We start from the raw sequence: 1,431 nt of genomic DNA on the forward strand, positions 1-1,431 counted from the left end.
GGATCAAGCGGAAAAGTTGGGGGATTCTTTAGGCATATATTTTCGATAATCTGAATAAGAAGAACTTGATATCCCTAACGCCTCTGGATGTTGCTCTAAAAGCTTTGATCTTTGCATTGAAAGATTCTGCGGAGGCATTCGTGGATCTGTTGATAAAGAAGTTAAGGATGTACAGATAATGCGATTGAATTGATCTGGCAACAGTCCTGAAGGAATCAATTCCGCATGCTTCTATCTCATTATACCCATATTGCCAATCTCTTAAAGGCCTGTTCCTTACTTTTGCATAGCCTGAATATATCCCCCAGTTTCTGGGCGATATCATATGCATTCTTTAATTTTGGATACCTTTGAAAAAGTAGCGCTGCTCTAAGTTCCTGATTCGAAGTCCATTTTGAGGGATGTTTAAACAAAAGATATCTGCTCCGTGCCAGCAATTGCTTTAACGTATCTCCATTGGCCAATACTTCTGGCTGGTAAGCACTTTTGTTCTTTTTTGCAGTTGCAATATCCTCATTTTCTGCATCGATAGCCTTCCAACGATACTTTATCCTAACTTCCTGAACTGCATCATAAGCGAGTTTCTGAACATGGAAACGGTCAATTACCCGATGTGCGTTTACAAAACACCGTTTTATGGCCAATTGCATGTTCGCAGCCATATCCATGGTTACTTCCCGCACCCGTTTTCTTAGTCTTTCCGGAATCTTTTTCAGTACAGATATAATGTTTTCGGCCACTGTGCCTTTGATCATGGCCACAATAGCACCCTTTCTGCCTTTGGCTTCGTTATTGGTCACAACAGTATAAAGTTCACCATTGGACAAAGCTGTTTCATCAATACTGAGCCTGGGGCTCACGTTATTTGCAAAAAGCATCCAATCATCCGCATGACCTTTCTGGTCCCAACTGCTATAATCACTGATATGCTCTTTATATTGTTCCTGGAGCTGTTTGCCGTCAATCTGGAAATAATGTCCTAGATGATAGCAGCTAATGGGATGGTTATCCAAATATTCCTTTTAAAAAAAGACCGAATTCCGTAGTCATCCGAGCCCCTTTTCTTACTAAATCCCAATCTCTACTGATGATATCGCCAGTCTTTTTTACTGTCCACCTACGTCTTTTTATGCGCAGGGCGACTTTCTGCCCGCGGATAGGAAAATCCTGAATGGCAACTTCCGGAAGAAAGCCCTTTGATTCGAGCTCCGTTATCTGATAGCCTGAAGGGGCTATATTCTTCTCTTCAAGATAAATTTGAAGTTCTTTTAACTCTTTTTCTACTTTGAGTATTTCGAAATAATCCAGGATACCTCCTGGTAATAAAAAACTGATAAGGGTCTGTTCGGCTTGATTCAAGGGGATTCGTAATTGTTGTAAACTACAAAAGAAAGAAATTATTTAATTCCCCCCAACTTTTCCGCTTGATCC

3 protein-coding genes are annotated in these 1,431 nt (G+C 40.6%); all 3 read right to left on the minus strand.

Annotated elements, in window-relative coordinates; genetic code table 11:
• Nucleotides 1-28: 28 nt before the first annotated feature.
• From LQ201_RS25605 to LQ201_RS25615, 3 genes are read right to left on the minus strand one after another with little or no spacing between them, the layout of a single operon-like run.
• The gene (locus LQ201_RS25605; protein ID WP_371823075.1) at nucleotides 29-331 is read right to left on the minus strand and encodes a transposase; all 303 of its coding nucleotides are present in this window, start codon (nucleotides 329-331) and stop codon (nucleotides 29-31) included.
• Nucleotides 240-1,013, minus strand: coding sequence for a transposase (locus tag LQ201_RS25610; RefSeq protein WP_230146722.1), 774 nt, complete (start codon nucleotides 1,011-1,013; stop codon nucleotides 240-242). Before LQ201_RS25610 ends, LQ201_RS25605 begins: the two co-directional genes overlap by 92 nt.
• Nucleotides 1,006-1,359, minus strand: a complete 354-nt coding sequence (locus tag LQ201_RS25615; RefSeq protein ID WP_230146578.1) for a transposase — start codon at nucleotides 1,357-1,359, stop codon at nucleotides 1,006-1,008. Before LQ201_RS25615 ends, LQ201_RS25610 begins: the two co-directional genes overlap by 8 nt.
• Nucleotides 1,360-1,431 lie beyond the last annotated feature (72 nt).

Source organism: Pedobacter sp. Bi126 (assembly GCF_918698245.1).
GTDB lineage: Bacteria > Bacteroidota > Bacteroidia > Sphingobacteriales > Sphingobacteriaceae > Pedobacter.

Bases quoted from the DNA above. Each gene is read 5' to 3' on its own strand.
- LQ201_RS25605 (WP_371823075.1), bottom strand. From the start codon at position 331: ATGCATATGATATCGCCCAGAAACTGGGGGATATATTCAGGCTATGCA.